We start from the raw sequence: 25,308 nt of genomic DNA on the forward strand, positions 1-25,308 counted from the left end.
AGGCTTGACGGCTCACTTCGCAACGATCTTGTGCGATCACGCTGCACCGGGCGATGACGGCAGCCGGCTTCAGAAGGGAGGAACTCATGACCGAAAATATCGCTGAAAAGTCCTGCACCCCCTGCCGCGGCGGCATACCGCCGCTGACGAGGGACGAAGCCGCCGGATATCTTTCCCAGATCCCAGGCTGGGAGTTGCTGGACGACGGGCATCTGATCCGCCGCAGCTTCAAGTTCGCCGATTTCAAACAGGCGCTGACCTTCGTCGATGAAGTTGGGCGGCTGGCCGAAGAGGAGGGGCATCACCCCGACCTCTGTTTCGGCTGGGGCTATGCGGAGGTTTCGCTGCAAACCCACAAGATCAAGGGACTGCACGAGAACGATTTCATTTTGGCGGCGAAGGTCAACCACCTGCCGAGGTCATCTTGAATTCAGACAGCATCGACCTTGCCACCGTCCCTGGAACCGGATGGCCAATCTCGAAAGACGCGAATCTATGGCCGATCTTCGAAGCACAGATCATGAACACACCACGGCTGCGTACGCAGCACATCATTGGTACGCAGCTAGAATGTCGGCAGAGATCGTCCTCCTAACGCCGCCCCCCATTCGCACGCGCACATCGACCGGATTGCTGCTGTGGTAATTGATGTGGCGAGCACGGCGGAGCACTACGAAATGCCGCCCGAGGAGCGATGGGACAGTCGCTCGATAGGCGATGGGATGCGCAACGTTTGAGTTGACCGATTTGGATGACGAGGCGACACTTGCAACCTGCAGCAAGGCGGGAGGAAAAACGATGGCCGAGCCAGACGGCTGGCGTCAAATGGCAAGCGCGCCAAAAAACGGCACTCGGATCCTTGTGACGATTCGCCCGTCCGAACAGGGGGCGGCAGAGGTTGACCTCGTGTATTGGTCGAAGGGCGATCAGTTCGGTGCAGAAGGCTGGCGCGCCTCTGATTCCTCGCCCGGCCGCATCGTCGAATATTCCGAGCCGGAATTGAAGTGCTGGATGCCGATGCCCTCGGCCAATCTCAATCGCACCTCGATGCCCTCACCCTGGGAAGGCGACGACGACAAAGAGCTCGACGGGTCAGGGATTTAAGAGAGGCTCTCGCCATCTGTTCGTGTTTGGCTGACTTTCTCGTATAGGACGGATCAAGGGAACTCTTGAGACGTGCGCTTGCATTGGATCGCCTCAATCTCGATCCCGTGAAGCCTCCGACTCAACTGGCATTGGCGTGCGATCAGCGCGTCTGGGCTGAAGGCAGGGAGTATGCGGCACGGGGGCCGCCTCCTCGAGCTCTGAGCTGTTCGCTTCTATGAAGCACTCTATCTGGAAATCAACGGCACTCGGTAAAAGGGCCGCCCGATTGCGCCGGTCGCTTTGGCAAGGACTACTGCCTGTCTCTTAAATCGACCTCGATTTAAGGACAAAGACATGCAGCAATTCAAAAGCGCCACAGCGACCTTTGCGCGTCTGATATGACGCGCGACGTATCGGTGAGACAGGCACGGGCACTTCAGGAGAACTCATGTTTGACCATGTCAAGTTCGGAGTCAGCGACTATGCAGCGAGCAAGGCGTTCTTCCTCAAGGCACTCGAACCGCTCGGCGTAGCTGTTGTGTCGGAGGGGCCGCCGACCTACGGGGTCGAGCTTAGCCCGAAGGGTAAGGCTTCATTGTGCCTGTACCAAACCAAGGAAAAGCCGGCGCACCTTCACTTGGCGTTCACCGCCGAGAATCGCCAGCAAGTCGAAGCCTTCTATCGCGCGGCTCTGGCTGCGGGCGGCAAAGACAATGGTGCGCCCGGCCTGCGGCCGCACTACCACGCGAACTACTATGCAGCTTTCGTCATCGGTCCGGACGGGCACAACATCGAAGCAGTTTGCCACGAACCCGATGCCTGACCCATCGCTCGGCCTTCTTCTGACCCTGGTCATCGGCCTTCATGATCAGCATTTCCTTGGCGAGATAGTGGGATGGCTGAACTGGATCTGTTCGGCACGCCTGAGCGCATGGGCTAGATTGGCCACTTCGATATCGACATGCCGAGCTTCACCTTGTAAACGCGCGCACCGTCCGAGAGGGTTAATCTCGGCCTTGACGCCGAGTTCGCGGGTGATCGCGCTGCAGAGATCGACGTAGAAGTCAGGCGGGCAGCCGCGATAGCCGCCTAGACCATTTTTGTCACGAAAGCGGAATTTCCATTCTCCGGCTCCGGCGTCAAAACTCCGGAAATTCGCCGCGAGCTACAACGAGATTGTCACCCATGTCTTAGGTACGTTCTGCTACCTATGTCTCCGGGTCGTACAAGGAACTGAATGGTAGCGGAGGAGGGATTCGAACCCCCGACACAAGGATTATGATTCCTCTGCTCTAACCTACTGAGCTACTCCGCCGCCGGTGCCGTGGAAGCTTCTTGGAGAAGCCCGTCTCGGCTGGACGGGCGGCTTATAAGGTGCTGTTCCGGCTAGTGTCAAGCAATGTCTTCGGGAAAGTGTGAACTTTTGCCGATGCGCCGGACCGGGGCCGTTCAGGCCGCCGCAGGCTCACGCAGGAGCGCCTGGAGGGCCGCCTCGGCAGTCGGCTCGCGTTCGGACTTGCGGATGAATCCGCCGCCATAGACGCGGGCGTTCTCGCCGGTGCCGGAATAGAGCGCGCAGGCCTGGCCGGGCGCCACGCCCGCCTCGCCGTCGACAAGCTCGACATAGATGCCGTCGGCATTGCGTCTCAAGACGGCCGGCGCTGGCTGGCGGGTAGAGCGGACCTTGGCGAAGCATGCGAATCCGCGGACTGCCGCCTCGTCGATTTCCTCGTCGCCGAGCCAGTTGACGTCGCGCAGATAAATGCGGCGCGTCTCGAGCGCCTCCTTCGGGCCGACGATGACGCGGCGCGAGCGGGCGTCGAGATAGACGACATAGAGCGGCTCGCCGGTCGCCACCCCGATGCCGCGCCGCTGGCCGATCGTGTAGTGCAGGATGCCTTCATGCGTGCCGAGCACGCGCCCGTCGAGATGGACGATCTCGCCGGCGAGCGCCGCATTCGGCTTCAGCTTAGAGACGATGTCGCTGTACTTGCCCTGCGGCACGAAACAGATGTCCTGGCTGTCCGCCTTCTTGGCAACGACGAGGCCCATCTCCTCGGCGAGCGCGCGCGTCTCGGGCTTGGAGAGGCTGCCGAGCGGAAAGCGCAGATAGTCGATCTGCTCCTGGGTCGTCGCGAAGAGGAAATAGCTCTGGTCGCGCTCCGCGTCGGTCGGCCGATAAAGGGCGCGCTGCCCGGCATAGCGCGGCTTCGGGCTCGGCCGCGAACGGATGTAATGGCCGGTCGCAAGCGCGTCGGCGCCGAGCTCCTTGGCGGTCGTCAGGAGATCGGCGAATTTGACGGTCTGGTTGCAGGCAACGCAGGGGATCGGCGTTTCGCCGGCAATGTAGCTTTCGGCGAAGGGATTGATCACCGTCTCGCGGAAACGGGCCTCGTAATCGAGGACGTAATGCGGGATGCCGAGCGTCTCGCAGACGCGTCGCGCATCGTCGATGTCCTGGCCGGCGCAGCAGGAGCCGGCCCGATGCACCGCCGCACCGTGGTCGTAGAGCTGCAGCGTGATGCCGAGAACGTCGTAGCCCTCGCGTTTGAGCAGCCCGGCCACGACGGAAGAATCGACGCCGCCGGACATGGCGACGACGACGCGCGTATCTTCGGGCTTGCGGTCAAAATCGAGACTGTTCACGGGATCCAATCCGGCATCCGGACGCCGCCTGTTCCTGCAGACGTCCTGTTTTACCTATCGCATGCTTCCTTAAATCATCGTCGGCTTAAGGATAAACATGCAGCAATTCAAAGTGCTACAGCGGCCTTTGCGCGTCCAATGACGCGCCGCACCTAGAGGCGGCGCGCTGATCACGATTGTGCCGGCGGCCTTGCTTCGGCTTTCTGTGCCGCGACATATAGAAACTTGTGCTTCGCGGGGCAAGAGCGCAGGCGTGCGGGCCGTGCAGGTTGCCGACCGAGGCCGCACGCCTGCCTGACGTTCTCCGCGGCTCTCAGTGGCTCCGAGGTGTCTCAAATTATGAGCAAATTGTTACCGGCCACTTAGGCAAATGTTAAATGTGGCAAGCTAAGGTCGCCTCCATATGGTCTTGAGTTTGTGTAGAGAGTCCCATGACCGAAATGATGCGACCACGCGTGAAATATGTCATCGGCCCCGATGGCAGTCCTCTGACGATTGCGGATCTGCCGCCGGCCAACACCCGGCGCTGGGTAATCCGCCGGAAGGCCGAGGTCGTCGCTGCCGTGCGTGGCGGCCTTTTGAGCCTCGAAGAGGCCTGCGAGCGTTACACCCTCACCGTCGAGGAATTCCTCTCCTGGCAGTCCTCCATCAACGACCACGGTCTCGCCGGCCTGCGCACCACCCGCATCCAGCAATATCGCCACTGATCCATCCGCGACAGGGCCATACATCGAACCGGCGGCTCGGGACCTCCCGCAGCCGCCGGTTCCGTTTCTAAGATGCGCCGCAGTCGAAAGTCAGCTGTATCTTGCGGGATTATCGCTTAGCATCGGCTCGAAGAGCGGCCAAGGCAAAGGAAGCCCTATATGGAGATCACTGAGGAGAAGACGGATACCAAGGGCCGCTATGCGGCGACGGTCGAAGGACACACAGGCGAAATGACCTATTCCAGATCGTCGCCGCAGCTCGTGATCATCGATCACACCTTCGTGCCGGACGAATTGCGCGGCAAGGGCGTGGGACAGGCGCTTGCAAGACACGCGGTCGAGGAAGCGCGCCGGGGCGGCTGGAAGATCATTCCGCTCTGCCCGTTCATGCGCGCACAGGTCATGCGTCATCCGGATTGGCAGGACGCCGTCCAGGCATAGCCGCCGGCATCTTTGGTAAGACGATTGCCCGCCTCCCGAAAGGGAAGCGGGCCTTTGTGTTTCCCAAAGCAGGCCCTCCGTCGGTGCGGTCGAGGCTCACGCCGAGCGGCCGCCTCTTCTCAGGCGCGAAGCCGGGCCGACGAATCCCGCTCCTCAAGGGCTGCGGCCTTGGCATACTCGGCCTGAACCTCGGCAAGCGCCAGTTCGGCCGCGTCCTGCTGCACCTTCAGCTCACGGATCGACACCTGGAGATTGTCGGCACGCTGGCGCGCCGCCTTGGCGAAGGTCGGATAGGCAAAATGCGACGGATCGGAGATTCCCGACTTCTTTTCCTCGAAGACGATCTGGCTTTCGAGTTCCTTGGTCATCCGCTCGAACTCGGACATCATCATCTGAAGCTGGGTCAACTGACGCTGCTTCTCCCGCACCTGAAATTCCTTCAGGCGGGTAAGGCTCTCACGTGCTTTCATACGCAATACTCCCGTGGATAGCGAGACCCCGGTTACCGATTCCTGCGCCCGAATACCGGCCCGCGCGGGCCGGAAACAAAAAACGACTGCGGTCTTAACAAATACCTACCGCTGGTAACCTTTCGTTTACGGGCATCATTAATCATAGGTACGATGATTTAAGGCTCCGTAAATGCTGAGGTACGAAATGTGGCGCCTGCGGCATTTACGAGTCGAAAGAGTCAGATAGCGGCATTTCCTCATCTTTCGGATGAAGAGTGCCGTTTCAGATTCACCTTTAAAATCAGGAGACTGCTAAAAATATTTAACATTTTCGATACACCTTGCCAGAGTGAATCAGAATTTGTTAACCATTTGGTGGCAGCCTCCAAATCAGGCAACGACTGGATCCGTATCGCGTAAGGGGGCCACGACGACCTTGGGCGGCGGAAAAGGGGAAGACTATGCGGGTTCTACTGATAGAAGACGACAGCGCGACGGCGCAAAGCATTGAGCTCATGCTCAAGTCCGAGAGTTTCAACGTCTACACCACCGATCTCGGGGAAGAGGGCGTCGATCTCGGCAAGCTTTACGACTACGACATCATTCTCCTCGACCTCAACCTGCCGGACATGTCGGGCTACGAGGTGTTGAGAACGCTGCGCCTGTCGAAGGTCAAAACCCCAATCCTCATTCTCTCCGGCATGGCCGGCATCGAGGATAAGGTCCGGGGCCTCGGCTTCGGCGCCGACGACTACATGACCAAGCCCTTCCACAAGGACGAGCTGGTCGCCCGCATCCATGCGATCGTTCGCCGCTCCAAGGGCCACGCCCAGTCGATCATCGCCACCGGCGAGCTGATCGTCAACCTCGACGCCAAGACGGTGGAAGTCGGCGGCCAGCGCGTGCATCTGACCGGCAAGGAATACCAGATGCTCGAGCTCCTGTCGCTGCGCAAGGGCACGACGCTCACCAAGGAAATGTTCCTGAACCACCTCTATGGCGGCATGGACGAGCCGGAACTGAAGATCATCGACGTCTTCATCTGCAAGCTGCGCAAGAAGCTCGCCAATGCCGCTGGCGGCGCCAATTATATCGAGACGGTCTGGGGCCGCGGCTATGTGCTGCGCGAGCCCGACGGCAACGATTACCTGGAAACCGCCTGATTTCCGGGCGGGCGTCACCGCCGAACACAGACCTATTCCCCCGCAAACCCGCCGCACGGCGGGTTTTTGCGTTGTGAGACAGGATTTGGTCCTGTTCGAAAAACCGCCCTCGCCCATTTCATTTTCCGCGAATGCAAAAAGCCGCGGTACATACCGCGGCTGCGACGCTCGGATCTGCGCTATGCGAATGCGTCAGGCGGCCATGGATTGACTGGCAAAGACGCTCGTCAGAATCTTCCGGTCGAAGGGCTTCAGCAGGAAATCGTCCGCCCCGGCCCGCTTGCCGGCCATCATCTTCCTGAGATCCGCTTCGACGACGCAATAATAGATGCGCACCGACGCGCCCTCGGGCAGCCGGCGGATATTGGCGATGAGGTCGAGGGCGCCCTCGAGCCCGGAGTCGACGATCAGGATGTTCGGCAGTTCGGCCTCGCAGCGGACGAGCGCCTCGAGGCTGCTCGGCGCTTCGGACACCAGGAAACCCATGCCCGACAGTATGCGCTTCCCGACCTTCCTCACCACATCCGAGCCATCGGCAATCATCAAGCGCCGCATGTCCAACTCCTTCAGGCCTCATCGGACGCCAAAAGGCGTCCATGAAGCAAAACTAGAGAGATTTGGCAAAGAAACCGTTACCGCCACGGTTGACGGCCGATTTTCATTTCTCGCAAAGCAATAATCCGCCGAGACCTGTGAAACCCTCGGCGGAGTTGAGAGCAGCGGGACTTCGGCACCCGAGAAAAGAGAAAGGCCTCCGTCGCGGACGATGGAGACCTCTTTTCATGTCACGGGCGTGATTGGCGGGCGGAGTGGATCAGGCCTCGGTGCGAGCGGTGAAGACGATCTCCTCGCCGGTCGACGTGACATCGATCAGCATGCCGGCTTCCTCGGCGAGCAGGACCGTATAATAGGGCTGGATCGAGTGGGCGTCCACGGCTTCCTCGGGGGTGCCGGAAAGGAGTTCGGTCAGCCGCGGCGGAACGCGCATCATTCGCCCCTTTGCGACAAGGGTAAATACCGCATCGAACTCCGGGTTTTCCAGGGTGATGTCGATCGAGCCGCCGCGCGGGATTGCACCATAGGCAATCAGGAAGAGGTTCAGCAGCAGCTTGACGCGGTTCTTGGCGATGATCGCCCGCGGGCCGTTCCAAGTCACCTCGGTCTTCTTTTCCGCAGCGGCGAAGTCCTTGGCGGCCTTTTCCGCTTCGCCGGTGTCGATCGAGGCTCCGACCGAGCCGGAGGCGCCGAAGGCAAGCCGCGCGAACTTCAGCCGCACCGAGGCATTGAGCGCGCTGGTACGGATCAGGTCCATCGCATCGGCGTCGGCGCCGCCCTCGTCCAGGAGTTCGAGACCATTATTGATGGCGCCGACCGGCGAGATGATGTCGTGACACACCCGGCTACAGAGCAGCGCCGCCAGATCGGGTCCCGTCAACGTCAGGTTCGGATTCTTTGCCATCATTCTTCCCGTTCGGTTCCATCAGCATATCGACGCCTTGCGTTCCCCGCCACGCCCGGCGAGGTCTTCGCCCGGGCCCGGCATAGCCACGTGGCCCGCGCCGATCAATAGGCCATAATGACATCACATTTGGTAAACCGATTATTAAGAGGATCGGTTCAAATTGTCAGGGCACCCCCGGATTTCGAGTGGAACTACGGAAAGCGGATCAGGTGCACGCGTTCGAGACCCGCGCTGGCCCGCGCAACCGATGCATGAGCTGGTCATGACGGCCGGCCCGCGAGCCGCATTCGCGCCTGACGGAGGAAACGATGCAGCCGATCATGAAGGCAACCGCAATGGCCGTCCGCGCCATTCTGACGACAATCCTGCTGTTCAGCAGCGCCCTGATGTCCGCCGCGCTCGCCCAATCTCCAAATAGCAGCCAGTACACGATGCAGGAGATCGTCGACGCTGGCCACGGCTTCTTCGGCGAGACCTCCGGCGGGCTTGCCAAGGTCGTCGAGCGCGCCTTCGAGCGCTACGGCCTGCCGAACGGCTATATCCTCGGCCAGGAAGGGTCCGGCGCCTTCATCGCCGGCCTCACCTATGGCGAGGGCGAGCTCCACACCAAGAATGTCGGCCAGCATAGTGTGTTTTGGCAGGGCCCCTCCCTCGGGCTCGACTGGGGCGGGCAGGGCAGCCGGGCGATGATGCTAGTCTACAACCTGTCGAGCGTCCCGGCGCTCTACAAGCGCTTCGGCGGCGTTTCCGGCTCGGCCTACGTCGTCGCCGGCGTCGGCATGACGGTGCTGACCGACGAACACGTCGTCGTCGTGCCGATCCGCACCGGAATCGGCGCAAGGCTCGGCCTCAATGTCGGCTATCTGAAGCTGACACAGCAGCCGACCTGGAACCCGTTCTGATACCAAAAGGCCGCATGTAAGTTCTCTGGAGCGCGTAGCGGGCGTGCAATCCTGCAGTAATTGTTGCAGCTTTCGGGCCGTCGTGTTTACTGCAGAAGACGGAAGGAAACTGCCCAACCGCCATGGATGCATCGGTCCAGACTTGAAACGGCCAGCACGTGATTGAATATGCGCTCCTCTTTGCCCTGGGCTTCCTGACGGCGGCCATTATCGGCCTGCTGGTCGCGCCGGCCATCCAAAAGCGCATCGTCCGCTTCGCCGAGGACCGTTTGAAAGCGACGATGCCGCTCAGCCCACAGGAAGTTCGCGCCCAGAGGGACGCCGCGCGCGCCACCTTCGCCGTCGAGAACGCGAAGATGTCGCAGACGCTCCGCCGCGAGCGCGACAAGGGCGTGGCCTTGATGCTGGAGAAGGAAAGGGCGCTCACCGAGGCACAGCGATTGGCTGGCGAAAATACCGACCTCCACACGCAACTTGCCGACATGAACGTCGAGGCCGCCGACATGCGGTCGACCATCCGCCAGCTCGAGCTGCGGATCGCCGACATGCGGGCGACATTCGACAACCTGCAGCGCGACACCGGCGCCAAGAACGAGACAATCCGCGCCTTGAACGGCCAGCTCGACAGGCAGGCGACCGAACTCGACAACCTGCGCATCGACCTCGCGGCGCGCGAAACGCAGATCGAGCATCTGAGGAGCCGGGCCGCCAGTCTGAGCGACGAGCGCGAAGCCTTACGCGCCAGTCTCAAGGGCGAAAACGCCCGGGCTCGCGAAATGGAGCTGCGCCTCGGCCGCGAAGAAAACCGCGTACGCCAGCTCGAAACCAAGCTCGCCCGAGAAGCGGCCGCCAATGCCGACCGCGAAAGCGCGCTCGAGCGGCGAGCGGAAGAAATCGAGCGGCTGAAAATGCGGGTGAAGGCGGCAAACCAGGAAATCCGCGATGCGACGAAAGCGCTGCGCCTGGCCGGCGCCAAGCCGCCGAAGCGCGTGGAACAGCACCCTGCCGCGCAAGGGGTACCGATCGAGGGGGCGCATGACGCGCAGCATAGTGTGGATCCCACCGTCCTCTCCGACGACCTGCGCAACCGCGCGACGGCGCTATCGGAACGCCTCGCCAATTCGAAGTCTGCGGCCCATGACGAGGCGCTGCGCGAGGAGATGGCGCAGATCGCCGCCGGCATGGTGGCGCTCACGGCTGCGCGGGAAGGCTCGTCCTCGCCGATCCACGGCCTTCTCGGCCGAGAGGAGGCGGGGCAGCCGGGAGCCGGCAAGAGCCTGGCGACGCGGGCCAAGGAAATGCTGCCGCCTGAATGAAGGCGGCTCGGGCTTCCCCTCAGATTCGACCGTTGGCGCTGGCGACCTGATGCAGCGCGATGCCCGCGGCCATGGCGACGTTCAGGCTGTCGAGGCCCGGACGCTGGCGGATACGCGCGGTGCGGACCGCGGAAAGGATCGTCGCCGGCAGCCCCTCGCCTTCCGTCCCGACCAGCAATGCCGTGCGCGGCGACGGCGGAATTTTTGTGACGTCCGTCTCGCCGCGCGGCGAAAGGCCCCATATCGCGAACCCGGCGGCATGAAGCCTTTCGATCAGGTCCGCGGCCGTCCCCTCGCGCGCGAAGGGGAGCGTCAGCGCCGATCCGACGGACACCCGAATCGACTTGCGGTACAGCGGATCGCAGCTCGATGCATCCATCAGCACTGCGTCGACGCCGAAGGCGGCGGCATTGCGGAACAGCGATCCCATATTGTCATGGTTCGATATGCCGCAGGCGGCAAGCACGAGGCTTGCGGTAGGAAGGGCGGCGATGAGGGCGTCACGGCCGGGCATCGCATCGGATCGGCCGAGCGCCAGAACACCGCGATGCATGTTGAAGCCGGCGATCGCGTCGAAGACCCGGGCATCGGCCACGTAGACCGGCACATCGGCGGGGAATTGTGCAAGCAGCTCTGCGACGCCGTCAAACCGGTTTTCGAGCAGCAGGATTGCCTCGGCGATGATGCCGCGCCCGGAGCGGTGCGCGGCCGCCAGCATCCGCAGGACGACCGTGCCTTCGGCAATGAAGCGGCCCTGCCGGCCAGTGAGATCCCGTTCCTTGATCGACAGGAAAGCGGCGATGCGCGGGTCCGACGGATCCTCGATGCGGATCGGAAGCGGTGCCGCGACCATCTCGTCACTGCGTCCTGACGGTGACGTCGGCGACGATGCGTCCCGCCTTTATGTCGAAAACGATCGCACGGGGTTCTGCGTCCGGCAGGCTGCCATAGAACAGCACCTGCGAACCGGACAGCGCCACATTGGTCACCGAAAAGCCGGCCGGCAGCGCCGCAATCGCGGTCAGCGGCGCATCGCCCGGCACGCTGACCGCCGGCGGCGTCGCCTCCGCAGCGCCGTCGCTCCGCGTCAGCTTGTAGACAATCGTTCCGAGGACGGCCATAAGCATGATCAACATCACGCCGGCCGAAACGAGCTGCAGGCGCACCATCTTGCGGCGGACATTCTCCATCGCCGGGTCAAGCGGCTTGTCTTCCTGTTCGTCGGGCTCGATCGCGGTCATGGCTGGCTTTCTGTCGGAATTGAAACGGAATGAACGATCCCTTTAAACAAGCGACCGGCAATAGGAAAGTCCTGAGCGCCGACGAGAATGCCGCCGGGCGGTTGGATGCGTTTCTGACGGAGGCGCTTTCGGGCGAATTCTCCCGCAACCGCATCAAGGCCCTGATCGAACAGGGTGCCGTTTCGATCAACGGCATCACGGTGCTCGAACCCAAGCGCAAGGTGCACCCGGGCGACAGCTTCGAGATCGCCCTGCCCGCGCCCGAGGATCCGGAACCCAAGGGCGAGGACATTCCGCTCGAGGTTCTATTCGAGGACGATGATCTGATCGTGCTGGTGAAGCCGGCCGGTCTCGTCGTCCATCCGGGTGCTGGGAACTGGACGGGAACGCTCGTCAACGCCCTCATTCACCATTGCGGCGACAGCCTTTCCGGCATCGGCGGCGTCAGACGGCCGGGCATCGTTCACCGGCTGGACAAGGAAACGAGCGGCGTCATGGTCGTCGCCAAGAACGACACCGCCCACCGGCATCTCTCCGACCAGTTTGCCGACCATGGCCGCACCGGGCCGCTGGAGCGCGCCTATCAGGCGGTCGTCTGGGGCCGCCCCCGCCAATTGAAGGGCACGATCAATGCCGCCCTCGGCCGGGCCGGCGACCGCACGAAACGCGCCGTCAAGCGCGAGGAGAGCGATGATGCGCGCGAAGCGATCACCCACTACGAAGTGGTCGAGCGCTATCACGAGAAGCCGGACGGCACCTGTCTCGCTTCAATCGTCGAATGCCATCTGGAAACCGGCCGGACGCACCAGATCCGCGTCCACATGGCCCATATCGGTCATCCGCTGATCGGCGATCCCGACTATGGCGCCGCCTTCCGGACGAAGGCTAACCTGTTGCCCGAAGCCGCCAAGGGCGTGGTCAACCGCTTCTCCCGGCAGGCGCTGCATGCCTTCATGCTGCAGTTCGAGCACCCTGCCAGCGGCGACACGATGCATTTCGAAGCACCGATGCCGGCGGACATGCAGGAACTGGTCGCCGCCCTTCGCGCAGCCTCTTGAAATCGCTGTGAAGAATCCCGATTTTAGGGACGCTTCAATAGGAAATCTTCCTTCCTCCGGTCTCACGATAGCGTGAAACCGGACTCCTTGAATCATGCTTTCGCCGTACTTATCTTCTAGCCTCGTGGGGTCTGGACGAAGACCCACGCCCGGCCTGCCGTCCCGGAGGCCGGAGATGCACAAAGGGGGTGCTTCATGGCCCGCAACACGCTGCCGACCATTGCCGCTGGAGAGGGCGGCCTCAACCGCTACCTCGACGAAATCCGCAAATTTCCGATGCTCGAACCGCAGGAAGAGTACATGCTCGCCAAGCGGTATCAGGAGCATGGCGACCGCAGCGCCGCCCACAAGCTGGTGACGAGCCATTTGCGCCTCGTCGCCAAGATCGCAATGGGTTACCGCGGCTACGGCCTGCCGATCGGCGAAGTCGTTTCGGAAGGCAATGTCGGCCTGATGCAGGCCGTCAAGAAGTTCGAGCCCGATCGCGGCTTCCGCCTGGCGACCTATGCCATGTGGTGGATCAAGGCGGCCATTCAGGAATATATCCTGCGTTCCTGGTCGCTGGTGAAAATGGGCACGACCGCCAACCAGAAGCGCCTGTTCTTCAATCTGCGGCGGCTGAAGGGCCGTATTCAGGCTCTCGACGAAGGCGATCTCAAGCCGGAGCAGGTGAAGGAAATCGCGACGACCCTGAAGGTCAGCGAGGACGAGGTCGTTTCGATGAACCGGCGCCTCTCCGGCGACGCGTCTCTCAACGCGCCGATCAAGGCCAGCGAAGGCGACTCCGGACAGTGGCAGGACTGGCTGGTCGACGAGCACGACAACCAGGAGGAAATCCTGATCGAGCAGGACGAGCTCGAAAGTCGCCGCGCCCTGCTCGCCAACGCGATGAAGGTCCTGAACGACCGCGAGCGCCGCATCTTCGAGGCGCGTCGCTTGACCGAAGATCCGGTGACGCTGGAAGATCTTTCGACCGAATTCGACATCAGCCGTGAGCGCGTCCGCCAGATCGAAGTCCGCGCCTTCGAGAAGGTCCAGGAAGCAGTCCGCAAGGCGGCACTCGAGCGCGCCAATTCGCTCCGGGTCGTCGAGGGCGCCTGATCGACCTCACGCCTTCAGAACAAACAAAGGCCCGGCTGGACGCCATCCAGCCGGGCCTTTGTGTTTGTCTCGGTCTTCTTACTGGCCGCTCGCCGCGGCCGCGCTGCCGAGCGAACTCCAGGCCTGCATGGCCTTACTGAAGGCCTCCGTGCCGCTGGCGCCTTTCTCAAGGGTCAAGAGGGCGCGGCGGCCGTTGCGGTAGGTGATCGGGATGTCGATCCAGCTGCGGCTGCGCAAGAGTTCGGTGTTGCTGCCGACCGCTTCCGCGAAATCGTTGAGCGCGATCATGTGGAAGTCGTCGGTGATCTTCGCCGGGACGGCAATGAGCGGGTCACCGCGATCCTGCTCTGTGCGCTTCATCGATACGCGCTGCACGCCCTCGATGGCACCGCCCTCGAAGTTCTCGGGCAGCGAAAAGACGAATTCGATCACGTGGCTTGCCGGCAGCGACGGATCGACATTGCGCTTGATCGTCATCAGCGCCGTCATGCCCCGGTCCGGAACGGTGATCTGGGCCTGGATCGCCGGCTCGGGCTTGGCGTCGCCGCCTGGAGACTCCTCCTTGATGGACCAGGCGACAGCGCCCGGAACTGCCGTGGGCGAAGATTGGCCAAGCCGCTCCTCATAGAGGAACATTTTCTCGCCGTCGGCGATGGAAACTTCGGTCTGCGGCGCTCCGCTGTCCTGGTTGGTGGCGGGCTGTTGGGGCTGGGCGGCGGCCTGCTCAGGCCCCGCCGCGGCGCCCTGCGGCTGGCCGGCCTCCGTCTGCGGGGCGACGGACTTGCCCTCCTGCGCTATTTCGCTGCCGTTCGCGCCGGCGGGCCCTTCGTCGCGCTCGGAGCCATCGGCAAGCAAACGCTGGGTAAACTTGCTCGATTTGTCGTCCGGCAATGCCGTACCTTCCTGGGCGCCGGACTGTTCGCCCGGCTGCACGGCAGGCTCGCCCTCGCGGCCGGGCGGCGTTTGCGTCTCCGGACCGGCGGGGATGATTTTCGCGAGCATTGCGGAAAGCCAGGCATTGCCCGCTTCCCTGTTCACCCAATAGGCAAAGCCGCCACCGCCAAGGAGAAGCAGGATCAGCGCAGCGATTGCCAGGCTTTTCACGTTGAAGCGGGATGGCTTGGGAGCAACGCGGTAGGAGGCAGGCCGCGGCGATACGGCCGCCGGCGCCACGTCGCCGACCTGGTCGTCTTCCTTGGCGGCAGCGTCCGAGTCGTTCGCCCTCCGGCCGGCCTCATCGAGGCCGAGCAGATCATCGATGTGATCCCATGCGGTGCCGGCGCGCTCCTCTTCGTTCGAAGCGGTCGGCGCTTTCTCCACGGGCCAGGCCCATTCAGAGACCTCCGGCTCAGCCGGCTTGTCCTTTCTGGTGTCGGCGGGCGCAGCGAAGGGATCGCTGTCGTCGAAGGACCAGGCCTGCGCCGTCTCCGCCTCAGCCGGCCGCGGAGCCGGGGCGCTTGTCTCGGGCTCCACCGGATGCATGCCGAGCCGCTCGGGGCCGGACGCCTCCTGGCGCGGCGCCTCGGATGCCGGAGGCTCTTCACCGGCGCTTGCGGCGGGCGGGACGTCCTCCCACTCCGGCAGCGCCCATTCCGAAGGTTCCTGTTTCGCCGGTGTCGCCTCAGCCGGTGGAGCCTCTTCGCCGACCGGCTCTTCCGGAACCCTCTCTTCCTCAGGGCCTCCAATTGCCACGGGCTCGACCGGCGGCTCGTCGCGGTCGAATTCCTCCGTCTGCGGCTCGGAGGCGGTTGCCTCCTCGGCGGGCGCTTGCTGCCAGCTATCGACTTCCGCCACCGGCGGGGCTTCCTCGGCCGGAGAGAGTTCCTCCGCCGGGACGTATTCCTCTACCGTTGCGCCCCACTGCGGCTCGGCCGAGACGGCTTCCGGTTCCTCGCTTGTGGCAGGCGGTTCCTGTTCGTGCTCGCCCGCGGCGGCCAGGGTGGGCTCGGCTTCCCGGTGCTCCGGCACCTCTCGCGCAGCGGCGGGAACGACCTCATCGGCCGGGACCGGTTCTTCGAAGGCTTGCGGAGCCTCCGGCGCCGCCTCTTCTACGGATTCCTCGGCGACGGCCTGCTCAACTTCGGCAGCCTCGGCCGGAACCGGCGCCGGCTCCGGCGAGACCGGAGCGGCAGCCTCCTGTTCGGCGGACGCTTCGGCTGCATCCGGCTCGAGCACTTCGGGCTGTTCGGGTGCTTCGGCTTCTTCGATTGCCGGCAGGGCCTCGGCGTGTTCGTTTTCGACCTCGGAAATCGCCAGTTCCAGCTTGTTCAACTGGCGATTGATCATGTCGTCCGATGGCCGCGGGGACATGTTCTCGAGCTGGCGGCGCACGGCACTGCGCGCCTTCTCGTAGACCCTGCCCCGCATTTCGGGTGTGTTTTCCGACAGGCCGTCAACGGTCCTGCGAATAACTGCAACAAAATCCGCCATCAGATGCTTTCTCAAATCCTAGTCATGCAGCCGCAATGCGGCGCCGCTTCCTTGCGCCGACACTAGTCCTCAAACGGGTCCGTCACAAGTATTGTGTCGTCGCGCTCCGGGCTCGTCGAAAGCAGTGCGACGGGCGCGCCGATCAGTTCCTCGACCTGGCGAACATATTTGATCGCCTGTGCCGGAAGATCGGCCCAGCTGCGGGCGCCGACCGTCGATTCCTTCCAGCCTTCGAGCGTAATATAGACTGGCTTTACCGAAGCTTGCTGCGCCTGACTTGCGGGAAGATGATCGATCTCTTGTCCGTCCAGAGTATAACCGACGCAGATCTTGAGCTCGTCGAGGCCATCGAGCACGTCGAGCTTGGTGAGCGCGATGCCGGTGATACCGTTGGCGGCGACCGACTGGCGCACCAGGGCGGCATCGAACCAGCCGCAACGGCGCTTGCGGCCGGTGACGGTTCCGAATTCGTGGCCGCGCTCGCCGAGGAACTGGCCGATTTCGTCGTTGAGTTCGGTCGGAAACGGTCCTTCGCCGACGCGCGTCGTATAGGCCTTGGTGATCCCGAGAATATAGCCGAGCGCGCCCGGTCCCATGCCGGAACCGGCGGCCGCCTGACCGGCGACCGTGTTCGAGGAGGTGACGAAGGGATAGGTGCCGTGGTCGATGTCGAGCAGCGTCCCCTGCGCGCCCTCGAACAGGATGCGCGCGCCCTTGCGGCGCTGCCTGTCGAGCAACAGCCAGACCGTGTCCATGAACGGCAGCACGCGCGCGGCGACGGAGGAGAGTTCGTCCATGATCGCCTGGTGGCTGATTTCCGCTTCGCCGAGCCCGCGGCGCAGCGCGTTGTGGTGCGTCAGCAGCCGGTCGACCTTGGCCGGCAGGGTGTCGAGGTCCGCGAGATCCATGACGCGGATGGCCCGGCGGCCGACCTTGTCCTCATAGGCCGGGCCGATGCCGCGGCGGGTCGTGCCGATCTTGGTGCCGCTGTTCGAGGCAGCGTCCTCGCGGAAGCCGTCGAGTTCGCGATGCAGCGACAGGATGAGCGTGGCATTGTCGGCGATGCGCAGGTTGTCCGGCGTGATCTTGACGCCCTGGTTGCCGAGCTTGTCGATCTCCGCGATCAGCGCATGCGGATCGATGACGACGCCATTGCCGATGACGGCTAGCTTGCCGGGCCGGACGACGCCGGAGGGAAGCAGCGACAGCTTGTAGCTGACGCCGTCGATCACCAGGGTATGGCCGGCATTGTGGCCGCCCTGGAAGCGCACTACGATGTCGGCGCGCTCCGAGAGCCAATCCACGATCTTGCCTTTGCCTTCGTCACCCCATTGGGATCCGACCACCACGACGTTCGTCATATTTCTCTTCCTGTTCACGCGCGCACGAGGACGTTGCGCTGTTCTCAAACCCGCGCATCTATACTGTGTTGTCTTTCGGAAAGCGACCCCGTTATGCCCGGGGCCCGGCCCTTTTTGCATGACAAGATATGGCGTTAGCGCCTATATCTGCGAACTCTCCCGCCGGTTCGGCAATCCATTTCACCTCCATGCGGATCGCAGCGCCGTGAATTCCAAAGCCTATTTCTATCTCGCCATCACCGCGCTTTTCTGGGGCGGGAATTCGGTTGCCGGCAAGATGGCCGTCGGGCACGTCAGCCCGATGATGCTGACGACGCTGCGCTGGCTCGTCGCGCTCAGCGTCATTCTTGCGCTGATGACGCCGCAGATCCGCCGTGACTGGGACAAGATTCGCCGCCACTGGCTGCAGCTGCTCGCCTATGGCGCGGTTGGTTTCACGATGTTCAACGCCTTCCTCTATTCGGCGGTGAAATATACCAGTGCGATCAACGCCGTGATCCTTCAGGCCGGCATTCCGATGCTGATCTTCCTGTTCAATTTCGTGTTCTTCCGGACGAAGGTTTCGATCGCGCAGGTCGTCGGCTTCACCGTGACGCTGATCGGCGTGCTCACGACAGCCGCCCATGGCGACTTCGCGAGCCTGATGCGGCTCAAGTTCAATTTCGGCGACGGGCTGATGATCCTCGCCTGCATCGTCTACGCCGTCTATACGGTCACTCTTCGCTGGAAACCGGCGATGCACTGGCAGAGCTTCATCGCGGCACCCGCCTTCGGCGCGCTCATCAGTTCCATCCCGCTGCTCGTCTGGGAAGCTCAAAGCGGCAGCGCCATCGTGCCGGACGCGACAGGTTGGGCGATCGTGCTCTATGCCGCGATATTTCCGTCGCTGATGTCACAGGTTCTCTATGTCCGCGGCGTCGAAATGATCGGCGCCAACCGCGCCGGCCTGTTCATCAACGCCATCCCGGTCTATGGAACGCTGCTTTCCGTTCTGCTCGTCGGCGAGACGTTTCACGCCTATCATCTGGTGGCATTGCTGCTCGTCCTCGGCGGCATCGCGATCGCCGAACACGGCCGGCCGAGGCCGCCGAAGTGACGGCACGCTTTATCGCGGCCCATGGTGAGCGCTCAAAAGAGAAACGCGCCGGATGGGGCCGGCACGTTTGCATTTCATATCCAAGCTGGAACAGCGTGGCTGCTCAATCGACGTTGAACACCAGCGGCTTCGCCTGGCGGATCGCCGCGTTGGCGCGCAGCTTGTCGAGCACCGTCTCGGAAACCGGACCATCGACGTAAAGCAGCGCGATCGCGTCACCGCCCTGCCTTTCGCGACCGAGCTGGAAGTTGGCGATGTTGACGCCGGCATCGCCGAGGGTCGTGCCGATGAAGCCGATCATGCCGGGAACGTCGGTGTTGGTGATATAGACCATGTGGTTGCCGACGTCGGCATCGAGGTTGATGCCCTTGATCTGGATGAAGCGCGGCTTGCCGTCGGAGAAGACCGTGCCGGCGACCGATCGGGTCTGGTTCGCCGTCTTCACCGTCAGCTTGATATAGCCGTCGAAGACGCCCGTCTTGTCGCGCTTGACCTCAGAAAGGATGATGCCCTTTTCCTTGATCATGATCGGTGCGGAGACCATGTTGACGTCAGCCACCTGAGGACGGATCAGGCCGGCGAGAACGGCGCTGGTCAGCGCCTTGGTGTTCATTGTTGCGGTCGACCCGTCATAGAGGATTTCGATTTCCTTGATGGCGCTTTCCGTCGCCTGCCCGACAAAGGCGCCAAGCACGTCGGCGAGGCGGATGAAGGGTTTCAGGATCGGCGCTTCCTCGGCGGTGATCGACGGCATGTTGATGGCGTTGGTGACGGCGCCCTTGACGAGATAGTCCGCCATCTGCTCGGCCACCTGCAGCGCCACGTTCTCCTGCGCCTCGGTGGTCGAGGCCCCGAGATGCGGCGTGCAGACGACGTTCGGCAGGCCAAAGAGCGGGCTTTCGGTGGCGGGCTCCACCTCAAAGACGTCGAAGCCCGCGCCGGCGACATGGCCGGACTTCAGCGCATCGGCGAGCGCCTTCTCGTCGACGAGGCCGCCGCGGGCACAGTTGATGATGCGCACACCCGGCTTGGTCTTGGCAATCGCCTCGGCGCTGAGGATGTTGCGCGTCTTGTCGGTCAGCGGCACGTGCAGGGTGATGAAGTCGGCCTGCGCGAGAAGTTCGTCCAGCTCGACCTTGACGACGCCCATTTCCTCCGCCCGCTCCTTCGACAGGAACGGATCATAGGCGAGCACGTGCATCTTGAGACCGATTGCACGGGCACAGACGATCGAGCCGATATTGCCGGCACCGATCACGCCGAGCACCTTGCCGGTAATCTCGACGCCCATGAACTTCGACTTTTCCCACTTGCCGGCCTGGGTGGAATTGTCGGCGGCGGGAAGCTGACGGGCGACCGCGAACATCAGCGCGACCGCGTGCTCGGCCGTGGTGATCGAGTTGCCGAAGGGCGTGTTCATGACGATGATGCCGCGGCGCGAGGCGGCCGGAATGTCGACATTGTCGACGCCGATGCCGGCGCGGCCGACGACCTTGAGATTGGCCGCCGCGGCGATCAGCTTTTCCGTCACCTTGGTGGCGGAGCGGATGGCGAGACCGTCGTAATTGCCGATGATCTCGGCAAGCTTCTCCTTGTCTTTGCCGAGCTTCGGCTGGAAATCCACTTCGACGCCGCGATCGCGGAAGATCTGAACGGCGGTTTCCGAAAGTTCATCGGATACGAGAACGCGAGGTGCCATGAAAGGCCTCCTTGGAACAGTGTCTGAACGGAATTGGAGTGGCTTCGCCCTTAAGAAGAGCGAAACGGTCGCGTCGGATCAGGCGGCGGCCTGCGAGAGCGTCGCTTTCTGGGTCTCGAATGCCCAGGTGAGCCACGGCATCAGCGCTTCCATATCGGCCGCCTCGATCGTCGCGCCGGACCAGATGCGGAGGCCGGAGGGAGCATCCCGATAGTGCCCGATATCGAAGGCGACGCCCTCCTTGTCGAGAAGCGCGACGAGGCCCTTGGCGAAGGCGGCCTGCGCATCGGCATCGAGGGCCGTCACGTCGCGGTCGACGATCTTCAGGCAAACAGAGGTGTTGGAGCGGGTCTCCGGCTTGACGGCCAGGTTGGCGATCCAGTCATTGGCGGCGACGAAACGGTGGATCAGGTCGGCATTGGCATCGGCCCGCGCGATCAGCCCCTTGAGGCCGCCGACCGACTTCGCCCAGAGAAGCGCGTCGATATAGTCCTCGACGCAGAGCATCGACGGCGTGTTGATCGTCTCGCCGGTAAAGATGCCCTCAATCAGCTTTCCGCCCTTGGTCATGCGGAAGATCTTCGGCAGCGGCCAGGCCGGTACATGGCTTTCCAGCCGTTCGACCGCGCGCGGGCTGAGGATCAGCACGCCATGGCCGCCCTCGCCGCCCAGAACCTTCTGCCAGGAGAAGGTGACGACGTCGAGCTTGGCGAAGTCGAGTTCCTGCGCGAATGCGGCCGAGGTCGCGTCGCAGATCGTCAGGCCCTTGCGGTCGGCGGAAATGAAGTCGGCATTCGGGACGCGGACGCCCGAAGTCGTTCCGTTCCAGGTGAAGACGACGTCGCGGTCGAAATCGACCTTTGAGAGATCCGGCAGTTCGCCGTAGTCGGCCTCGAAGCGGCGGACGTCGGGAAGCTTCAGCTGCTTGATCACGTCGGTGACCCAGCCGGCGCCGAAACTTTCCCAGGCGAGTATGTCGACGCCTCGCGCGCCAAGCAGCGACCACAGCGCCATCTCGACGGCGCCGGTGTCAGAAGCGGGCACGATACCGATGCGGTAGTCGCCGGGCACCTCGAGAATTTCACGGGTAAGATCGATGGCTTGCTTGAGCTTCGTCTTGCCGATCTTGGCGCGGTGCGAACGACCGAGCGGCGCATCGGAGAGAGCTTCGAGCGTCCATCCGGGACGCTTGGCGCAAGGACCAGAAGAAAAATGGGTATTTGCCGGGCGCACGTCCGGCTTGGCAGGTTTCGTCATATGCTATCCTCTCAGATAGAAGCCCCTCGTTGGGGAGGGGTGTCCCGCCGTCCGAAATATTGTGGCGCAGAGAGGATGTCAAGCGGCTTGTGTCGCGTATGACACGATTTTTGGCGCTTCGAGCACATCGTGCTGTGTTGCAGACGGAGCCCTACCAGAGTGCGAACCGCAAGCCTGCGCGGATTTCGTGGCGGGAAAGGCCGTCATCATGGCCCTTGCTGCCGCTTGCACCGGCAAGCGCCTCGGCGCCGAAGCCAAACATGTCGCCCTCAGCGATGCGGGAATAGCGATAGCCGATGTCGAACTTTAGCCGGTCGGTAACGTCGTAGGAGAGACCCGCCATCACCGCATAGGTGAACCGCCAACTGTCGCGACCCTCATAGGAACCTCCCGCCGCCGCCCCGGAACAGGCACCGCCGCCGGCGATACAGGTCGAGCTTTCGCGAACCGTTTTCCAGTCGATATGCGTCGCGCCGATGCCGGCGCCGACATAGGGCGTGAAACCGGCGAGCGTCGCCAGATCGACATAGCCGTTCGCCATTAGCCCGAGAGCGGAGAAATTGCCGCTTTGGGAGAGTGCGCAGGACGTTCCGGCCCCCTCGCCCGCACAAGGGCCTGCGGTAAGCGACGAGCCGTTGAAACGGCCTTCGAAATATTCGGCTGTCAGATCGGCGCGGAAGACGTCGGTGATCCGATAGCCCACGCCGATCGTGCCGGAGACCGGCTCATCGAAACGGGCGTCGTCGAATGGAACATTGCTGTAGCTGCCGGTGCCGCTATTGAAATTGCGATAGAAGGGATCGCCCTCGCCTGTCCAGCCCGCATAGCCGATGTCGCCGCGCAGATAGAGGCGGCTGCCCGCTTCCTTTTCGGTGGAGATCGTGATCTCCGGCGCGTCGAGCAGATCTTCGTCGTTCGCCGCGGCTGCGTCGGCCAAGAGCAGGCCAGCGCTCAGAGCGATACCGAGAATTCCGTTCCGCCAGTCCATGTCGCATGCCTCGCCAGTCGTCAACGCCACCCGTAAGTGCCTCGTTAACTATTGGCAGGGACAAGTTAACCAGCGGTTAAGCATGTTGATTGGGAAACTTTTAACGAATGCCTCTCGTCGCACGGCATGCAGCAATTCCAGGTACTACACAGCAGCTGGCGGGGCAGCATGGGCGCGCGTGGCGAAGACGAAGCTTCAACTTATTAATGCTGATAAGGGGCTCCGGCCGGAGCCCCTTAACCGCCGGTTGTGGCTCCTACTTGTACACGATGGGTTCGGCCGGCGGCACGTAGGCGGCTTCGCATGGGCTACCGAACGTGTAGCGAAGACCGGCCCGCGCCTCGTGGACATAGATGTCCTTGTCGAAACCGGGACCGCTGCCGAGATTGAAACCGAACATGTCGCCGCCGTCGATATGGCGAAAACGGTATCCGACGTCTGCCTTGAGATTGCAGGTGAGGTCCACCGCCGTGCCGGCCATCAACGCATAGGTAAAGCGCCACTTGGCCCGGCCGTCATGCTCGACGGTCGGATCGCAGTTCGTCGGATCGGTGGCGTCGCAGCTCGTGTTGCGCAACGTTCCCCATTTCACGCGCGTGCCGCCGATACCGGCGCCGACATAGGGTGTGAAGGAGCCGTAGGTTCCAAGGTCCACATAGGCATTGGCCAACAGGCTCCATGCCGACATCGAAGCGATATCGGTCGACACGCAGTTGGCAGCGACACCGCAGCTGCCGCTGGTCGAGCCCGTGAAATCCGCCTCGCCGAGGTAATCAAGCGTCACGTCTGCGCGCAGATAGTTGTTGATCTGATAGCCGACACCGCCGCCGAGGACGTAGGAGTCATCGAGATCGGCCCTGTCGAAGTCGACCAGACTTGCGTTGGAGCCCTGGAAGAAATGCGCGCCGCGCAGATCGTTCCAAGCGTAGCCGACATCGCCTCGCAAATACCAGCCACTCGTCTCGACGACTTCAACCGGTTGCTCGACATAAGGCGGCTCTGCTGGCGGCTGATAGACATCTGCGGCGAAAACCGACGTGCCACTGAGCAAAGCAGCAGCAACGCCACCAAAAATCCTCTTCATGCCCCACCCCAATACGCTGGAATACCCTCGCTCGCCGATCCGAATAGATACAATCAGACGAGATGCTCGGCAGGATAGTGCCCGGGAAAGGTTAAGCCTCGATTAACTACAAAAATTTACCGTGAATATTAAAGATTTGAAGTATTCGCGGCACTCAGGCATGAATCGGTGACAATGCCCGCGTGCAGGACGTACGTGCGACCTGGACATGAGACTAGAGCGCGTCGCGTTCAAGCGTAGTCACGCGGAGCGCTTTAGGTCTTTGTTTTGTGCCTGTCGTCATCCCAAAACCGCGGCACAGTTTTGGGCGGCATGCATCAGTGAAGACGCGGCCAGCGAAGGCCGCGCCTTCGTCGATCCGGAAGGCGGCTTCGGTCAGGCGGCGTTGCGCACGCTGCCGATCACGTTGACCAGTTCGTTGACGATGCGCTCGACCTTGCCGCGGTCGTCGCCTTCCGCCATCACGCGGATCAGGGGCTCGGTGCCGGAAGGGCGGATCAGAAGCCGGCCGCCCTTGGCGAGCTCCGCTTCGGCGTCGGCGATCGCCTGGCGTACCGACTCATGTTCCAGCGGCTTGCCCGTGGAAACGCGGACATTCTTCAAGACTTGCGGCACCGGCTCGAAGCGTCGGCAAACCTCGCTCACGGCCTTGCCCTGCCGCTTGACGACGGCGAGGATCTGCAGCGCCGCGACGAGGCCATCCCCCGTCGTGCCGAAATCGGAAAGGACGATGTGGCCGGACTGCTCGCCGCCGACGTTCAGCCCGTCCTGCCGCATCTGTTCGACGACATAGCGGTCGCCGACCTTGGTGCGGTGGAGCTTCAGCCGTCGCGTCTGGAGATAGCGCTCGAGACCGAGATTCGACATGACGGTGGCCGCGATGCCGCCGCCCTGCAGCATGCCGTCGGCCGCCCAGCTGTCGGCAATCACCGCCATCAGCTGGTCTCCATCGATCACCGTGCCCTTCTCGTCGACGATCAGCACCCGGTCGGCGTCGCCGTCGAGTGCAATGCCGATGTCGGCCCGCACCTCGTGAACCTTCTTCTGCAGGGCCTCCGGATGCGTCGAGCCGCATTCGAGATTGATGTTGACGCCGTTCGGCTCGGTGCCGATCGATACCACCTCGGCACCGAGTTCCCAAAGCGCCAGGGGAGCGACCTTGTAGGCGGCGCCGTTCGCGCAATCGATGGCGATCCTCAGTCCCTTCAGGGTGACGTCGCGCGGCAGCGTGCGCTTCGCCTGCTCGATATAGCGGTAGATGTCACCGTCGACGCGCTTGGCCCGGCCGATGTCCTCGGGCTTGGCAAGCTGCCCCGACATGTCCTGGTCGATGAGCTCCTCGATCTTTTCCTCGATGTCGTCGGAGAGTTTGTAGCCGTCCGGCCCGAACAGCTTGATGCCGTTGTCGCGGAACGGGTTGTGCGAGGCCGAGATCATCACCCCGATATCGGCGCGGAGCGACCGCGTCAGCATCGCAACGCCAGGCGTCGGGATCGGCCCGAGCAGGAAGACGTCGAGACCGGCGGCGGTGAAGCCCGCCACCATGGCGTTTTCCAGCATATAGCCCGAAAGTCGCGTGTCCTTGCCGATCACCACGCGGTGACGATGCGCGCCGTTGCGGAAAATGGTTCCGACCGCAACGCCGACGCGCATGGCGAGATCGGCGGTCATCGGGAATATATTGGATTGGCCGCGAATACCATCGGTGCCGAAATACTTGCGCTTCATAAGAACTCCATCGTCCTGCTTCGGCAGGATCTCTTTTGCCGGGCGCGTCTGGTTGCGTGTTCCGCGACTAGTCTTCATGTCCCCGGACCT

24 protein-coding genes, 1 tRNA gene and 1 pseudogene are annotated in these 25,308 nt (G+C 62.8%); 11 read left to right on the forward strand and 15 right to left on the reverse strand.

Annotated elements, in window-relative coordinates:
• Positions 1 to 86 precede the first annotated feature (86 nt).
• From CO664_RS20240 to CO664_RS20250, 3 genes are all read left to right on the forward strand, one after another.
• Positions 87 to 428: a 4a-hydroxytetrahydrobiopterin dehydratase gene (locus CO664_RS20240; protein ID WP_037419973.1), complete on the forward strand. Its 342-nt coding sequence runs from the start codon at positions 87 to 89 to the stop codon at positions 426 to 428.
• 370 nt (positions 429 to 798) lie between these two features.
• A complete protein-coding gene (locus CO664_RS20245) occupies positions 799 to 1,104 on the forward strand; it encodes a hypothetical protein (RefSeq protein WP_037419976.1) in 306 nt (101 codons plus the stop codon).
• A gap of 430 nt (positions 1,105 to 1,534) precedes the next feature.
• A complete protein-coding gene (locus CO664_RS20250) occupies positions 1,535 to 1,909 on the forward strand; it encodes a VOC family protein (RefSeq protein ID WP_097526631.1) in 375 nt (124 codons plus the stop codon).
• 7 nt (positions 1,910 to 1,916) lie between these two features.
• Here the strand turns inward: CO664_RS20250 and CO664_RS20255 are convergent.
• From CO664_RS20255 to mnmA, 3 genes and pseudogenes are all read right to left on the reverse strand, one after another.
• Positions 1,917 to 2,149, reverse strand: a pseudogene (locus tag CO664_RS20255) (transporter substrate-binding domain-containing protein); the annotation flags it as partial.
• A gap of 175 nt (positions 2,150 to 2,324) precedes the next feature.
• Positions 2,325 to 2,401: transfer RNA gene (locus CO664_RS20260), tRNA-Met, on the reverse strand.
• Positions 2,402 to 2,535: 134 nt separating this feature from the next.
• Positions 2,536 to 3,732 (reverse strand): tRNA 2-thiouridine(34) synthase MnmA, encoded by a 1,197-nt coding sequence (gene mnmA, locus CO664_RS20265; protein ID WP_037420153.1) that lies wholly within the window; start codon positions 3,730 to 3,732, stop codon positions 2,536 to 2,538.
• Positions 3,733 to 4,163: 431 nt separating this feature from the next.
• Here mnmA and CO664_RS20270 point away from each other — a divergent pair, with 431 nt between their 5' ends.
• Both CO664_RS20270 and CO664_RS20275 read left to right on the forward strand, forming a co-directional pair.
• Positions 4,164 to 4,439: a DUF1153 domain-containing protein gene (locus tag CO664_RS20270; RefSeq protein ID WP_003527546.1), complete on the forward strand. Its 276-nt coding sequence runs from the start codon at positions 4,164 to 4,166 to the stop codon at positions 4,437 to 4,439.
• A gap of 159 nt (positions 4,440 to 4,598) precedes the next feature.
• The gene (locus CO664_RS20275; RefSeq protein ID WP_037419985.1) at positions 4,599 to 4,880 is read left to right on the forward strand and encodes a GNAT family N-acetyltransferase; all 282 of its coding nucleotides are present in this window, start codon (positions 4,599 to 4,601) and stop codon (positions 4,878 to 4,880) included.
• Between the two features lie 119 nt (positions 4,881 to 4,999).
• Here CO664_RS20275 and CO664_RS20280 read toward each other — a convergent pair whose 3' ends face one another.
• Positions 5,000 to 5,350: a hypothetical protein gene (locus tag CO664_RS20280; protein WP_037419987.1), complete on the reverse strand. Its 351-nt coding sequence runs from the start codon at positions 5,348 to 5,350 to the stop codon at positions 5,000 to 5,002.
• A gap of 443 nt (positions 5,351 to 5,793) precedes the next feature.
• Between CO664_RS20280 and ctrA the strand changes: the two genes are divergently transcribed.
• Complete coding sequence (ctrA, locus tag CO664_RS20285; protein WP_012709262.1) at positions 5,794 to 6,495, forward strand: cell cycle two-component system response regulator CtrA; 702 nt, start codon at positions 5,794 to 5,796, stop codon at positions 6,493 to 6,495.
• A 192-nt stretch (positions 6,496 to 6,687) separates the two neighbouring features.
• On the opposite strand, the gene CO664_RS20290 is transcribed toward ctrA, so the two are convergent.
• Both CO664_RS20290 and CO664_RS20295 read right to left on the reverse strand, forming a co-directional pair.
• Complete coding sequence (locus CO664_RS20290; protein WP_037388773.1) at positions 6,688 to 7,050, reverse strand: response regulator; 363 nt, start codon at positions 7,048 to 7,050, stop codon at positions 6,688 to 6,690.
• A 259-nt stretch (positions 7,051 to 7,309) separates the two neighbouring features.
• Complete coding sequence (locus CO664_RS20295) at positions 7,310 to 7,954, reverse strand: histidine phosphotransferase family protein (protein WP_176536630.1); 645 nt, start codon at positions 7,952 to 7,954, stop codon at positions 7,310 to 7,312.
• 311 nt (positions 7,955 to 8,265) lie between these two features.
• Here CO664_RS20295 and CO664_RS20300 point away from each other — a divergent pair, with 311 nt between their 5' ends.
• The gene (locus CO664_RS20300) at positions 8,266 to 8,859 is read left to right on the forward strand and encodes a DUF1134 domain-containing protein (protein ID WP_050988267.1); all 594 of its coding nucleotides are present in this window, start codon (positions 8,266 to 8,268) and stop codon (positions 8,857 to 8,859) included.
• Between the two features lie 158 nt (positions 8,860 to 9,017).
• The gene (locus CO664_RS20305) at positions 9,018 to 10,175 is read left to right on the forward strand and encodes a hypothetical protein (protein WP_097539731.1); all 1,158 of its coding nucleotides are present in this window, start codon (positions 9,018 to 9,020) and stop codon (positions 10,173 to 10,175) included.
• Positions 10,176 to 10,194: 19 nt separating this feature from the next.
• Here the strand turns inward: CO664_RS20305 and CO664_RS20310 are convergent, their stop codons facing one another.
• Complete coding sequence (locus CO664_RS20310; protein WP_097526634.1) at positions 10,195 to 11,028, reverse strand: RNA methyltransferase; 834 nt, start codon at positions 11,026 to 11,028, stop codon at positions 10,195 to 10,197.
• 4 nt (positions 11,029 to 11,032) lie between these two features.
• Complete coding sequence (locus CO664_RS20315) at positions 11,033 to 11,416, reverse strand: hypothetical protein (protein WP_097526635.1); 384 nt, start codon at positions 11,414 to 11,416, stop codon at positions 11,033 to 11,035.
• Positions 11,417 to 11,445: 29 nt separating this feature from the next.
• Here CO664_RS20315 and CO664_RS20320 point away from each other — a divergent pair, with 29 nt between their 5' ends.
• Positions 11,446 to 12,474, forward strand: coding sequence for an RluA family pseudouridine synthase (locus CO664_RS20320; RefSeq protein WP_097526636.1), 1,029 nt, complete (start codon positions 11,446 to 11,448; stop codon positions 12,472 to 12,474).
• Positions 12,475 to 12,669: 195 nt separating this feature from the next.
• Positions 12,670 to 13,575, forward strand: a complete 906-nt coding sequence (gene rpoH, locus CO664_RS20325) for an RNA polymerase sigma factor RpoH (protein WP_097539732.1) — start codon at positions 12,670 to 12,672, stop codon at positions 13,573 to 13,575.
• 78 nt (positions 13,576 to 13,653) lie between these two features.
• Here rpoH and CO664_RS20330 read toward each other — a convergent pair whose 3' ends face one another.
• Both CO664_RS20330 and CO664_RS20335 read right to left on the reverse strand, forming a co-directional pair.
• Positions 13,654 to 16,005: a hypothetical protein gene (locus tag CO664_RS20330; protein ID WP_176536631.1), complete on the reverse strand. Its 2,352-nt coding sequence runs from the start codon at positions 16,003 to 16,005 to the stop codon at positions 13,654 to 13,656.
• A 62-nt stretch (positions 16,006 to 16,067) separates the two neighbouring features.
• The gene (locus tag CO664_RS20335; RefSeq protein WP_037420007.1) at positions 16,068 to 17,366 is read right to left on the reverse strand and encodes an adenylosuccinate synthase; all 1,299 of its coding nucleotides are present in this window, start codon (positions 17,364 to 17,366) and stop codon (positions 16,068 to 16,070) included.
• 205 nt (positions 17,367 to 17,571) lie between these two features.
• Here CO664_RS20335 and CO664_RS20340 point away from each other — a divergent pair, with 205 nt between their 5' ends.
• Positions 17,572 to 18,462 (forward strand): DMT family transporter, encoded by an 891-nt coding sequence (locus tag CO664_RS20340; protein WP_097539794.1) that lies wholly within the window; start codon positions 17,572 to 17,574, stop codon positions 18,460 to 18,462.
• 103 nt (positions 18,463 to 18,565) lie between these two features.
• On the opposite strand, the gene serA is transcribed toward CO664_RS20340, so the two are convergent.
• The 5 genes from serA to glmM all read right to left on the reverse strand — a co-directional run bounded on the left by serA (position 18,566) and on the right by glmM (position 25,218).
• Positions 18,566 to 20,161, reverse strand: coding sequence for a phosphoglycerate dehydrogenase (gene serA / locus CO664_RS20345; RefSeq protein WP_097539734.1), 1,596 nt, complete (start codon positions 20,159 to 20,161; stop codon positions 18,566 to 18,568).
• A 78-nt stretch (positions 20,162 to 20,239) separates the two neighbouring features.
• On the reverse strand, positions 20,240 to 21,418 hold the full coding sequence (locus CO664_RS20350) for a phosphoserine transaminase (RefSeq protein WP_097539735.1): 1,179 nt from the start codon (positions 21,416 to 21,418) through the stop codon (positions 20,240 to 20,242).
• A gap of 151 nt (positions 21,419 to 21,569) precedes the next feature.
• Entirely contained in the window at positions 21,570 to 22,406 is an 837-nt protein-coding gene (locus CO664_RS20355) for an outer membrane protein (RefSeq protein WP_097526639.1), read from the reverse strand.
• Positions 22,407 to 22,662: 256 nt separating this feature from the next.
• Complete coding sequence (locus tag CO664_RS20360) at positions 22,663 to 23,490, reverse strand: outer membrane protein (protein ID WP_037420010.1); 828 nt, start codon at positions 23,488 to 23,490, stop codon at positions 22,663 to 22,665.
• A gap of 375 nt (positions 23,491 to 23,865) precedes the next feature.
• A complete protein-coding gene (gene glmM, locus CO664_RS20365) occupies positions 23,866 to 25,218 on the reverse strand; it encodes a phosphoglucosamine mutase (protein WP_097539795.1) in 1,353 nt (450 codons plus the stop codon).
• Positions 25,219 to 25,308: the final 90 nt, after the last annotated feature.

This window comes from Sinorhizobium sp. NG07B (assembly GCF_002532005.1).
GTDB lineage: Bacteria > Pseudomonadota > Alphaproteobacteria > Rhizobiales > Rhizobiaceae > Sinorhizobium > Sinorhizobium fredii_C.

Coding starts and splice junctions, on each gene's coding strand:
- CO664_RS20240 (WP_037419973.1), top strand. CDS start 87: ATGACCGAAAATATCGCTGAAAAGTCCTGCACCCCCTGCCGCGGCGGC.
- CO664_RS20245 (WP_037419976.1), top strand. CDS start 799: ATGGCCGAGCCAGACGGCTGGCGTCAAATGGCAAGCGCGCCAAAAAAC.
- CO664_RS20250 (WP_097526631.1), top strand. CDS start 1,535: ATGTTTGACCATGTCAAGTTCGGAGTCAGCGACTATGCAGCGAGCAAG.
- CO664_RS20270 (WP_003527546.1), top strand. CDS start 4,164: ATGACCGAAATGATGCGACCACGCGTGAAATATGTCATCGGCCCCGAT.
- CO664_RS20275 (WP_037419985.1), top strand. CDS start 4,599: ATGGAGATCACTGAGGAGAAGACGGATACCAAGGGCCGCTATGCGGCG.
- CO664_RS20280 (WP_037419987.1), bottom strand. CDS start 5,350: ATGAAAGCACGTGAGAGCCTTACCCGCCTGAAGGAATTTCAGGTGCGG.
- ctrA (WP_012709262.1), top strand. CDS start 5,794: ATGCGGGTTCTACTGATAGAAGACGACAGCGCGACGGCGCAAAGCATT.
- CO664_RS20290 (WP_037388773.1), bottom strand. CDS start 7,050: ATGCGGCGCTTGATGATTGCCGATGGCTCGGATGTGGTGAGGAAGGTC.
- CO664_RS20295 (WP_176536630.1), bottom strand. CDS start 7,954: ATGGCAAAGAATCCGAACCTGACGTTGACGGGACCCGATCTGGCGGCG.
- CO664_RS20300 (WP_050988267.1), top strand. CDS start 8,266: ATGCAGCCGATCATGAAGGCAACCGCAATGGCCGTCCGCGCCATTCTG.
- CO664_RS20310 (WP_097526634.1), bottom strand. CDS start 11,028: ATGGTCGCGGCACCGCTTCCGATCCGCATCGAGGATCCGTCGGACCCG.
- CO664_RS20315 (WP_097526635.1), bottom strand. CDS start 11,416: ATGACCGCGATCGAGCCCGACGAACAGGAAGACAAGCCGCTTGACCCG.
- CO664_RS20320 (WP_097526636.1), top strand. CDS start 11,446: ATGAACGATCCCTTTAAACAAGCGACCGGCAATAGGAAAGTCCTGAGC.
- rpoH (WP_097539732.1), top strand. CDS start 12,670: ATGGCCCGCAACACGCTGCCGACCATTGCCGCTGGAGAGGGCGGCCTC.
- CO664_RS20330 (WP_176536631.1), bottom strand. CDS start 16,005: ATGGCGGATTTTGTTGCAGTTATTCGCAGGACCGTTGACGGCCTGTCG.
- CO664_RS20335 (WP_037420007.1), bottom strand. CDS start 17,366: ATGACGAACGTCGTGGTGGTCGGATCCCAATGGGGTGACGAAGGCAAA.
- serA (WP_097539734.1), bottom strand. CDS start 20,161: ATGGCACCTCGCGTTCTCGTATCCGATGAACTTTCGGAAACCGCCGTT.
- CO664_RS20350 (WP_097539735.1), bottom strand. CDS start 21,418: ATGACGAAACCTGCCAAGCCGGACGTGCGCCCGGCAAATACCCATTTT.
- CO664_RS20355 (WP_097526639.1), bottom strand. CDS start 22,406: ATGGACTGGCGGAACGGAATTCTCGGTATCGCTCTGAGCGCTGGCCTG.
- CO664_RS20360 (WP_037420010.1), bottom strand. CDS start 23,490: ATGAAGAGGATTTTTGGTGGCGTTGCTGCTGCTTTGCTCAGTGGCACG.
- glmM (WP_097539795.1), bottom strand. CDS start 25,218: ATGAAGCGCAAGTATTTCGGCACCGATGGTATTCGCGGCCAATCCAAT.